This window comes from Chryseobacterium sp. Tr-659 (assembly GCF_011752975.1).
GTDB lineage: Bacteria > Bacteroidota > Bacteroidia > Flavobacteriales > Weeksellaceae > Chryseobacterium.
On record NZ_VWWP01000015.1, the window covers coordinates 27,153 to 38,596 of the forward strand.

The 11,444-nt window shown below is 37.8% G+C and carries 5 protein-coding genes; all 5 read right to left on the minus strand.

All coding sequences use genetic code 11. The features are described from left to right. Positions 1-20: 20 nt before the first annotated feature. A complete protein-coding gene (locus F3J23_RS21135; RefSeq protein WP_167033471.1) occupies positions 21-785 on the minus strand; it encodes a DUF6759 domain-containing protein in 765 nt (254 codons plus the stop codon). Between the two features lie 266 nt (positions 786-1,051). Further along, complete coding sequence (locus F3J23_RS21140) at positions 1,052-1,843, minus strand: hypothetical protein (RefSeq protein WP_167033473.1); 792 nt, start codon at positions 1,841-1,843, stop codon at positions 1,052-1,054. Between the two features lie 211 nt (positions 1,844-2,054). After that, the gene (locus tag F3J23_RS21145; protein ID WP_167033475.1) at positions 2,055-5,453 is read right to left on the minus strand and encodes a T9SS type B sorting domain-containing protein; all 3,399 of its coding nucleotides are present in this window, start codon (positions 5,451-5,453) and stop codon (positions 2,055-2,057) included. Positions 5,454-5,565: 112 nt separating this feature from the next. Next, complete coding sequence (locus tag F3J23_RS21150; RefSeq protein ID WP_167033477.1) at positions 5,566-8,415, minus strand: T9SS type B sorting domain-containing protein; 2,850 nt, start codon at positions 8,413-8,415, stop codon at positions 5,566-5,568. 140 nt (positions 8,416-8,555) lie between these two features. Next, positions 8,556-11,378: a gliding motility-associated C-terminal domain-containing protein gene (locus F3J23_RS21155; protein ID WP_167033478.1), complete on the minus strand. Its 2,823-nt coding sequence runs from the start codon at positions 11,376-11,378 to the stop codon at positions 8,556-8,558. Between the last annotated feature and the right edge of the window lie 66 nt (positions 11,379-11,444).

Below are 11,444 nucleotides of genomic sequence, written 5' to 3' on the forward strand. Positions count from 1 at the left end.
TGATTTGTTTACAACCGTATTTATTGACTTCCTAAAGCAACCATAATAGGTCTTTGTATCGTTTTTTGTGAAGCGTACTGCGCCCCGCAAACCAAACTGGAGAAAAGATACTGCCCTTTTTCTATTACAATAGAATTTTCCCCCTGCGCCGGAACTGCAAGTCTGTATTTTGTATTTCCTACACTTTCCATTCTTACAATAATGTTGCAATCCGATTTATTTTGAATCATCACAATGCATTCTTTAGCATTAGGATCGTTATCAAATAAAGAATTGAGGATTTTTACCGTTTTGTTTTTATGCTCAACAGGAGACACTGCCATAAGCATATTAAATTCCTCCGCTTCAGCATTAGGAACTGCAGCATTGGCTGATGCATTGATGACAAACGTATTTTGTGATGTACTTGGAGTAAAGACTGTTGTAGGTTGTTTAGCGGCAAGTTCTGCCTTATATTTTGCAATCTGTTTCTGCTTGATGATGGCATTCATTTCATCAAAAGTAATCTTTGTAGAAGGTCTTCTTTTCAAAAGAGCAAGCATTTCCTGCATATCTTTTACCTTTTGATCTGCAGGATGTGCATTTTTGATGTATTCTTTCATCATCTCCATAACTCTTGGTTTGAGAACAGACCTTCTTGGATCATCAGGGTGTGCATCTCTCAAAAAGGCATTGATCTCATAAATGCTGTTGCTTTTCAAGATATTACTGTAATCCTTTCCCCTTTTTTGAGCAGGCAGGCTCAGGAAAAATAGCGAGCTAAGAAGTAAAAGTACTTTTTTCATTAATTAATATTAAATTAGAAATTAGGTGCTTTCTCTTAATTTGCGTTTGTGATGGTTAGTTTTTAATAGGATAACGAAATACTGTAGTTTTTATTTTAAACACTTGTTTGTGATATAAAATTAAACATATTTTTGAAAACCAGGGCAGTATATAAGTTAAAAATTGGATAATTATTAAATATAGTCTTTATTAATCAATATTTTTACAAAAAAATAATCCATATGTAAACACATGGATTAGATTTAGTTTGAAATATCTATTCTTTTTATTGAACAATAACTTCCTGAAGATGGGAATTTCTTAGTCTTCTCTGATAAATCGGAAGATATTTTTCAATAGGAATTTTTACTGCCTCAAAATTTCCGGCCAATACATAAGGCTGTATATTTTCAGATGTATAAACAAACTGAAGGAAGTTGTCTATCAGGTTTTCAGGAATTTTAAACTTCGTAAAATAGTCTTTTCCTAAATAGTTTTTGATTTGTGCAACAGAACTGTTCATTGTTTCATAAGCTTTGTATCGCTGCTTTTTCTTTCTTTCTCCGGAAAGAATATCATAGATACTTTCAAGGCTGAAGGTAAGCCCGCCATCCCTTAATCCGGCAACAGGCAGCTCTGGTGGAGTACCATCACCTTTAGGTTCAGGAAGACCAATTACTTTTTTAAGCGCATAAGCTTTGTCTTCTTTTCTTAACGAATTGACATCATAACGGAGATTTCCGGTAGGTTTGAACCTGCTGAGTACAATTTCCTGGATTTCATAATAAGCAATTTTAAGCTCTACCAGATTCTTCTGAGCCATCAATTGAGGAGTAAGTTTGATATCTTTTCTTTCCGTAACGATAGAAGTAAAACGGATAACATCTCCAGGATTAGCCGGAACATTAAAATTGCCGTTATAATCAGTAAGAACGGTTTTCTGAGTATTCAAATTGGTGACATATACCTGATTAAGATATAAAATAGAATTGTCTCGCAGAAATACCTCTCCGGAATATACTTGTGCATTAATTTTTGCCAGAAAAACCAATAGCAGTAGAGTGAACAGTTTCTTCATATAATGCGCAAAATTACATAGAAATACAGCAATTTTCTCAGTTTAGATAAAGAATAGTGGTTAAAGTTATATTAAACTTTAGCATTAAATTGTTAATGAGTGTTATAAACCTGTTATTCATTTAAAAAACAACGAATATAATTAAAGAAGCCGGAAGAACAATCGAACATTATGGATGGGCTCGTACTTATTCCCTCCGGCTTCTTTTTTCTTATCTGTGTTTTACCAATAGCCAGCTCGAATATTTCACAGAAAGGGAAGAGCCGTATTCTGTCCAGGTGATGAAATACCAGTAGGTTGCTGTAGGCACATATCTGCCGCCAATTCGACCATCCCAGGTATATCTGTTTTCAGGCGTACCTCTGAAAACTTCAGCTCCATATCGGTCAAAAATCCTGAATACAAGATTATCATTAGCCATCAAAGCAGAATAATCTATTACTTCATTGCGCCCATCTCCGTTCGGAGTAATAGTATTGATAAGATTAATAATTGCAAACGGTTTCTTCACTTCGCCACAAAGTTTTGAGTCTCTTACAAATACATTATGTGCACCTCTTGGTACATTGTAGAAAACATTGGATGTCTGCCATATAACTCCGTCTAAAGAATACTCATAAGGAGGAGTTCCGCCGCTTACTCCAATTTTTACTGTTGTTCCGTCAATCTCAATAGAAGTGATGGTAGGAAGAGGTAATTCTGTAACGTTTACATATTGCTTATAAACGCACCCGTTTGATGTAAGCTCTACCCAGTAATTTCCCGGGAATACATGCGTAATGGAAGGAGTAGTTGCACCCGTGCTCCATAGATATTTGTCAAATCCCGGGCCTGCATCCAGTGTTGTGGTGGTTTTCGGACAGATAGCCTGATCTACCAGCACATCAGATTTTTTAGGGATTTTGATCGTAATTTTGAGAGTCCCTATTTCCGGGCATGCTCCGTTTTTTTCAAAACGGATATAAAAAGTCTGAGAAGTGGTAATATTAACAATTGATGATATTGGACCAGAATTATTCTGAGCATCTGCTAGTGATGTATGAAATGTATATGTGACGTTAGGATCCAGGGTAAACTGAGGGATAAACTGAGCCAGATTGACTGATTTTATTCCATCCAGATCATCATCACATACACTTTCTGTAACGGATTTTGTTAATAATGGTAATCTTGCTCCAATACTGAACTGTAAAGGTTTAACAACCGAAGCACAGCCATCAGGTGAATCTACTCTGATATAAATAGTTGTAGTCGCAGTATAGCTCCAGCTATTAGGAAGTGTGTTATTATTTCCGGCATTGGCATCAGCCAGATTCGCATAATATCTTACAGTAGTAAAATAAGTAGGATTATTAAGCACCAAAGGAGTAATATTAGGCAGAATAATTGTAACGGTTCCATCCAGATTATCATCACAGAAGACACCGTTGTAATTATCTAGGACAATAGCTTTGTTGAAAAGATTTAATGTTATTTGTGCAATGCTTTTACATCCGATACTGTTCTTTACAACTGCGTAAATGATGGTTCCATTGGGAGCTGTATAAGAAGTGGTATTGGCAATCTGAGCTGCAGCATTTTCATTCTGGGCATCAAGCAAGGTAGAATAATAAGTGATGGTAACAGGAAAGTTGTTGGTTACATTGGCGGTAGTAAGGTTGAATGTTCCCTGTCCGTTTATATCGCAGGCAGATAACGTTACATTGTTTACGGTGAGCGCCAGGATATTGATGGTTACTGTCACAGATTCACAATCCGGAAAATCAGGATCATTTCCGCAGAATGTATAGGTAAAGGTGTCAGTACCTGCTGTTCCAGGGGTATTGGCTGTATAAGTTATAACTCCGGTAGCAGGATTAATGACTGCAGTTCCCAATGTAGGAGCAGTAGTGATGGCTACAGTAGAAGGAACCGGGGTTTGTGTTGAATTACTGAATGTGGGTGTTATGGTCTGTGTGGTACATATATTATACGTTTTTGCAGAGAGTTTGGTACAGTTCAGAACTTTGTATTGTTCAGTGACCAAAGGTGCGCAGCTTCCCATCGTTACAGAGCAGGTATAATATCCGGACTGAGTAGGAGAAAGGGAAGCGGAAGTTGCTCCAGGCAGGATTGCTCCGTTTCTGTACCATTGATAGGTGTCATAAATTATCGGATCTACCGTAAGTACTATTCCCGGAATACAGTCTCCACCTGATTTTAAGATAACAGGTTGTGTAGGAAATCCTGCAAAAAAACCTCCGTATCCTACAGCATCACTTCCTGCAGTGATTCCTGCGGTAATTGCTTTATCGGAAACCACCGTAATCGTTCCGGTTACATTGGGGATTCCGTAAGTTACCCAGTTGGTGGTTCCTGTCATATTGTAAGGGCCCGTTATAGCAAGTGGAGTAGTTCCGTTTACCGTCACATTGGCTCCTCTTTCAGTAATGAGGTTCAGCTTCGTAGGAATGTTCAGAACGCCTCCCGGATTACCGTTTGAATGTACAAAGTTCTCATTGATGAAACCCAGTTCGTTAATTTGTTTCGGAAGGTAACAGTTTAAAGCAGGAATAAAATTAAATCCCCCGGTAGCTGTCTCGTTACCGGAGTTGGAATCTCCTGCTAAAATCTGATAAACATAGGCGTTTTTAGAAGTCTTAATATATAAATTATAATGTCCATTTCCCTGAAGAATATATTTGCTATCAGGAATGACAAAATATTTTCCCGTATTAATGGTAGCTACAGGAGGTATTTCATTGTTGACAAAAATCTGAGTATTGTCTTCTGTAGCAACTATAACAGCGCCTTCCATATTAGCCCCGATAGGACCGTTACCTTTTACCAATGCAAATTCATTACCCAGTCTGTTCACAGGCACCGCCTGATCCATTAAGATATCAGAACTTGAAGGAAAGTTTCCGGCATACTGCCCGTTGAAATTCCCGTTGGTAATATTGACCGGTTTATTAGAGGTAATTTTTGAGCCGATGAAACCGTCAAAGTTTCCGGTAATATTCCCGATTCCGTCGATAATATAAGATTGTCCTTTGTTTAAAGTAAATGTCATGGAAGGGTTAGTAGCACCGGTTGTTCCATTAGAAAACTGTACATTAGGACTGTATCCGGAAATGGTAACGGAGGTATTGTCTTCCGTGGCCAAAACACTGGTCATAAAATTCAGAATACTATTGCTCACCGTAATAGGAGCGGAAGTGGCAAAGAAATTTTTTCCTGTGGAAGGAATTCCCTTGGAGGTAATTATTTCTGCATGATTAAACACTGAAAACCTTAAATTAGCATAAAAAGGAAATTCTGCTTTCAGGTACAATCCTTTAGTGGTGGGGGTAAACAGATCAGTCTGTTGGGTGGTAATGATATAATCTCTTAGTACGTCAAATTTCTGTGGATTGTTTTTACTGATATTTACTGTACCTATCAGAACATTATTATTATAAATATTTACCGGGAAAGGTGTTGTTCTGTTGGTTGATAAGTAAAGCTTTTGGTAAGGATTTGGTGCACCGGATCTGTCTATCATAGGAGCAAACCAGTGTTCTCTGTCCAGTTGGGCAAATGCAGAGGTGAAAATATAAAATATAAATAAAAAAGATAGAATTTTCTTCATTCAGTATTAGTATTTATCACAAATTTAATAATAAAAAGCATTGAATGTTTGAAAAGATAATAAAAAAACCACGATTTCGAAATCGTGGTTTTAAAATTTTATGGCTAAATTATCATTCTCTGTTTTTTACCATAATCCAACCGGTGTATTTTACTGCCGTTTGTTTATTGTTCGGCTCATTCCATCCTACTTCATACCAGTAGTTTCCTGTAGGTACTTTTTTGTTGCCGTCAGTTCCATCCCATTTGTATCCGTTGGTTTTATCAGCCTGGTAGATCTTGCTTCCATATCGGTCAAAAATATTGAATACGAGATTGTTTTTAACAGCAAGTGAAGAATAGTCTACCACATCATTCACTCCATCCTGATTGGGCGTGATGACATTAACCAGATTAGGAATTGTAATATCCACTTTAATCGGCTCGCAGTTATAATCATCTTTTACATAGATGGTGGCATTTCCTCTGGCAATATTGGTAAATACATTGGAATCCTGCCAGTTGATATTATCAATAGAATATTGATAAGGAGGAGTTCCTCCAATAATATTAACCGTTATCGTATTGTTTGAAATATCAATGTTAGAAATTACAGGCTGCTCAGAAGCATAGATTTTAACCGTCTGAAGGGTTACACAATCTCCGGTTTTTAGTTTTACCCAATATACACCCACACCAACATTTTTGATGGTTTGGGTAGTGGCTCCTGTACTCCATTCGTAGCTTTTAAATCCCGGGCCTGCATCAAGGGTTGTTTTCCCTTCCATACAAATGATTTTGTCCACCAGAACATCAGATTTTACCGGTGGCAGAACAACAAGAGTAACAGTAGCTACACTATAACATCCATTTGCGTTGATCACTTTCACATAAACAACACCGTTGGGAGCGATATAAGTATTTGGAGTTAAAATTTCATTGGTTCCGGCATGTGCATCCGCAAGTGAAGGATAGTACTTTTTAGTGACTCCGGCAGCCATTGTTACATTAGCATTCACCAGGTTGAATAATCCTGTTGCCGGATTGTTTTCCAGGAAGCAGGCTCTCAGTAAAGCATCATTTACTTTAGGGTTTTCTGAGATGGTCAGATTTAACGTTATTTCTTCACAATCTGTAAAATCAGGATTATTGCCACAGAATTTATACACAATTTTATCCGGACCGAAATAACCGAAAGCCGGAGCATAGCTTATTACGCCGGTAACAGGGTCAATCACTGCATTCCCATGAGCCGGAGGTGTAAGGATGGTTACGGTTGAAGGAACAACTGCCTGCGTAGAAACGGTAAAGGTTGGAACGATCAGTTTTACCCCATTACATACCGTATCGTCTATTGTTGTTTTCTTAAGGCAGGTATAAACTTTATACACAGGAGTAGTTACAGGAGGACATGAGCCTACTGTAATTCTTACCATATAATTTCCAGATTGAGTAGGAGTATAAGAGTGGTTCGTTGCCCCCGGAATCGCAATATTTTCCCGATACCATTGGTAGGAATCAAAGCTGTCGTCTACTTCCAGAATAATTCCCGGAATACAATCGCCATTCTGTTTGGCAATTACCGGAATAGAGGAAAATCCTGCGAAATATCCACCATATCCAACCACGCCGCTTCCTCCGGAGATTCCGGCGGTTACAGCTTTTGTAGATGTAATGGTAACATTGCCTGTAATATCCGGAACAGAATAAGATACCCAGTTAGGAGTTCCTGTAACAGGATAAGGACCTTGTGTAGCAGGTAAAGCAGCACCGTTTACCGTAACTGCAGCACCTGTTTCTGTGAGGATATTTAGTTTTACAATATGTCCTGTAAGCGTTGTAGAATAGGGAAGGTCTTTGATTTTTCCGATCTCATCAATTTTTCTTGGCAGATAACAGTTTAATGGTGGGATATAATTGAAGCCAAGTGTTGCATTACTTGCAGCAACTCCTGCCATCAGCTGGTATACATATACATTTTTTGTTGTTTTGATGTACATGTTGTAATGATTATTCCCTTGGTTGATATAGTTGTTGTTATTGACTTTATTTACCCGGTAGCTCTCGCCTTCGGCTAATGTTGCCACTGGTGTGGTTCCGTTATTGATATATATTTGTGTACCTCCTTCAGTAGCTACAATCAAGGCATCTTCCATCCTTCTGCTGATATCACCATTTCCTTTTACCACTACAAATTCATTTCCTAATCTGTCTACCGGTACAGATTGGTCCATGATAATATCAGAACCCTGATAAGATCCTCCGGCAGCCATGGCAAACTGGCCGTTAAAATTTCCGTTGGTCACTGAGATTGGTTTGTCGGATTCTATTTTTGCTCCGATAAAGGCTTCTTTATTTACTGTCTTGTCACCGACTCCTTCAATTACATAAGACTGCCCTTTATTCAGTGTAAAAGTAAGGGTAGGATTGGTAACTCCCGTCCAACCGTTGGTAAATACAGTGTTGGGAGAGTAATTTGAAACCGTTACATTCGTATTATCTTCAGTTGCCAGAATTCCTGTGGTAAAATTATATTCGTTGTTAAGCTCTTCAATGGGAGCGGTAACGGCGTAAAATTTTGTACCAATTCCTGCCTTCCCTTTAGATGTTAGTATTTCTCCATGCTGGCTTACTGAAAATCTGTAGGTTACAAAATAAGGTTTGGCTCCTTTTGTATATAAGCCTTTATTACCTGGAGTAAACAGCTCTCCATTAGTACTGGCAACCATTCTGTTCAAAGGAATGTTGAATGTTTGAGGAGCTCCTTTGCTAATAGTGACGGTTCCTAACACCGTATTGTTACTATAGATATCTACATTAAACGGAGTAACAGAATCTGTAGAGAAGTAAAGAGCCTGCACAGGAGTGACCAGCTTTCCTGATCGCGCTGCCATAGGGGCAAACCAGTGTTCCGTATCTCTTTGGGCATATAATATATTAACAGCCAACAACAGACACAGAAAAAAACATAAAATTTTTTTCATATATATATTTATTTAGGGTTTCTACAAAAATAACAGAATAATTGATTAGTTATGAAAATATTTCACTGTTTATTATTGAATTAATAAAAAAAAGCTACGATTGTGAAATCGCAGCTTTTTTTATCAAGGCTTTTATTAAATTATTCTCTGTTTTTAACAAGGATCCAGCCTGTGTATTTTATTGGAGTTTTTTCTTTGTTAGACTCGTTCCAGGTAATATGATACCAATAGGTTCCCGTTACAAGTTTTTTATCAAAGTGTCTTCCATCCCATTTATAGTTATTGAATTTATTTCCGGTGAATACCATATTTCCATATCTGTCATATACTACAAACGAAAGGTTTTCTTTATACGCTAACTCACTATAATCTATAAAGTCATTTACATTATCTCCATTAGGTGTAATTGCATTTAACAGATTAGGAATTGTAATTTCTACCGAAGTAGGAGTACAATTGTAAAAATCTTTTACATAGAAAGTATGCTGTCCTCTGCTTAATCCTGTGAAAGTATTAGAATCTTGCCAGTTAGCAGTTCCGTCTACAGCATATTTGTAAGGTGGTTTACCGCCTGTTGCAATTACTGTTGCAGTATTATTACTGATTTCGATGTTCTGGATTACCGGATCTTCTACTTTTTTAACTCTTACGGTTTGTGTAAGGAAACATCCGTTTTTAGAAAGGATTACGGTATATTCTCCTACTCCCACGTTTCTGATTCCTGAGCTGGTTGCACCGGTACTCCATTGATATGAATCGTATCCAGGTCCTGCATCAAGATTGGTTTTAGCATCCATACAAATGTATTGGTCTACCAATATTGGAGATTTTTTTATAGGAAGTGTAATCAGTTCAATTTTAGCGTTTGCGGTACATCCTTCAGCAGTAGTTACCTTTACATAAACAAATCCGCCGGTTGAAGGGAAGTTTTCTGGTGTTGTAATCTCATTGATTCCTGCATTCAGATCACTCAATGTACGGTAGTATTTTTTTGTAACCGCATTATAATCTGTCACCTTCGCTTTAGTAAGATCGAAATAGGCATAAGGGTCTACATCATACCAGCATGCTTTGATGCTTGCATCATAAACAATGAAAGGAACTACAGTAAGGTTTAATGTAACCTGCTCGCAATCTGTAAACTCAACTGAGTTTCCACAGAATTTATAAACGATTTTATCCGGACCCAGGTATCCTGCAGTAGGATTATAGGTGATTGTTCCATTCGGGTTAACCACAGCTGTACCATGTGCCGGTGGTGTTAAAATTACTACTGTACTTGGAACCACAGCTTGTGTAGACGAAGTAAATGTAGGCGTAATAATTTTAGTAGAACATGCGTTAAGATTCTGTGTTGTTTCTTTTAAACAGTTTTGTACTTTATAGATTGGTGTTGTAACAGGAGGACATGTTCCCATAGTTACTTTTACCGTATAGTTTCCGGACTGTGTAGGAGTATAAGTAAATGTAGTTGCACCTGCGATGGCTACTCCATCACGGAACCATTGGTAGGTTTCGTATCCATCGTCTACTTCAAGAATAATTCCCGGTACACACTCTCCCGTCTTTTTAGCAATTACAGGGATTGATGAGAATCCTGCAAAATAACCTCCGTATCCAGCAGTACTGTATCCTCCGTTAATACCGGCAGTTACAGCTTTTGTAGAAGTAATGGAAATATTTCCGGTAACTCCTGTTATTCCATAGGTTACCCAGTTGGAATTTCCTGTTAATGGGTAAGGTCCGTCAGCAGCTGCCGGAGCAACCCCGTTAACCATTACCGTAGCACCGGCTTCTGTTAAAATATTTAATTTTACAACGATATCCTGAACCGCACTGTTACCTCCGGTACCGATAGGCATTTCGTTGATTTTTCCAATTTCATCAATTTTTCTTGGAAGGAAACAGTTCAATGGCGGGATATAGTTGAATCCATTGGTTGCCTCACTGTTACCTACTCCTACAAATTGATACAGGTATACGTTTTTAGTTGTTGAAACTAACATGTTGGAATGGCCGGATGTACCTTGAGCTACATAGCTGGTTTCATTAATTCTATACCAGCCTCCTGCACTAAGTGTTGCAACAGGAGTTGTTCCTCCATTTAAATAAACTTCAGTATTATCTTCTGTAGCAATAACAAGTCCACCTTCCATATTCTGACTAGGAATCGTAGATCTTGTTTTTACAATGGCAAATGTATTTCCAAGTCTGTCAACCGGTACAGATTGATCAAGAACCGGATCACTTCCTGATGGAGAAGTAGAGAAGTTGGCATTACAGCTTCCGTTAGTAAGTGTTACAGGTTTATCAGCAACTACTTTTGCTCCGATAAAACCGTCTTTATTAGCAGATTGAGAACCTGATCCTGCAAAAATAAAGGATTGTCCTTTTTGCAATGTGAAAGACTGAGTGTTGGTGGTAGGACTGCCATTGATAAAAACTACTCCGGCAGTAGCATTCCATGATACTGTTACATTCGTGTTGTCTTCAGTAGCAAGAATACCTGCAGTAAAGTTCTGAATACTGCTTGTTATGGTATTGGGAGAATTGGCAACAAAAAATGTTTTTCCTATTCCTGCTTTCCCTTTACTGGTAATTACTTCCCCGTGAGCACTCTGTGCAAGTCTTAAACTACAGTAAAAAGGCTTTGTTCCTTTTAAATAAAGCCCTTTATTGCCAACGTTGAAAGCATCAGTAGTTGTTCCTGTGGAAATAAGGTTGTTGGCAACCTTATAGGTTTGTGGATTTCCTTTGCTGATGGTGACAGTAGTAACAACCGCATTGTTATTATATATGGTTACATCAAAAGGCGTTACCGAATCAGTTGAGAGGTAAAGCATGTTGGTGTAGTTTCCAACACTATCATAATAAGGAGCTATCCAATGCTCGGTATCTCTTTGTGCAAAGAGTGTATTAATTGTCAAAAAAAATAATACCAAACTGAGTAGAAATCTTTTCATGTTTATGGAATTAGGATTTCTACAAAATTAAAATAAAAAATGAAATACTTTTAATAAAATGTAAAT

What these genes read in the sequence shown, in the direction of transcription:
- F3J23_RS21135 (WP_167033471.1), bottom strand. Translation starts at nt 785, where the DNA reads ATGAAAAAAGTACTTTTACTTCTTAGCTCGCTATTTTTCCTGAGCCTG.
- F3J23_RS21140 (WP_167033473.1), bottom strand. Translation starts at nt 1,843, where the DNA reads ATGAAGAAACTGTTCACTCTACTGCTATTGGTTTTTCTGGCAAAAATT.
- F3J23_RS21145 (WP_167033475.1), bottom strand. Translation starts at nt 5,453, where the DNA reads ATGAAGAAAATTCTATCTTTTTTATTTATATTTTATATTTTCACCTCT.
- F3J23_RS21150 (WP_167033477.1), bottom strand. Translation starts at nt 8,415, where the DNA reads ATGAAAAAAATTTTATGTTTTTTTCTGTGTCTGTTGTTGGCTGTTAAT.
- F3J23_RS21155 (WP_167033478.1), bottom strand. Translation starts at nt 11,378, where the DNA reads ATGAAAAGATTTCTACTCAGTTTGGTATTATTTTTTTTGACAATTAAT.